1 protein-coding gene is annotated in these 290 nt (G+C 65.2%); it reads left to right on the forward strand.

Going from position 1 to position 290, the window contains the following annotated elements:
- Positions 1–290, forward strand: a 290-nt coding sequence (locus SB754_RS19805) for a 3'-5' exonuclease (protein ID WP_410784096.1), incomplete at both ends; no start/stop codon positions are given.

Genomic DNA, 290 nt, shown 5'->3' on the forward strand with positions numbered 1-290 from the left:
CTGGGGATGTGGCAGTGTTCTACCGGACCAACGCCCAGTCCCGTTCCCTCGAAGACGTCCTGGTGCGCGTGGGGCTGCCCTACAAGGTCGTAGGCGGTACCCGGTTCTACGAGCGCAAGGAAATCAAGGAAGTGCGCGCGGGCGACATCGCGGCGGCGGTCGGCCTGAAGGAAGCGACGACGGGCGACACGCTGTGCGATCCGACCAAGCCGATCATCCTCGAGAAGATGGAATTCCCGGAGCCGGTGATCTCGCAGGCCGTCGAGCCGAAGACGAAGGCCGACCAGGAG

Origin of the sequence: Leifsonia sp. SIMBA_070, assembly GCF_046534635.1 — a bacterium.
In the GTDB taxonomy this organism is placed as follows: Bacteria; Actinomycetota; Actinomycetes; order Actinomycetales; family Microbacteriaceae; genus Leifsonia.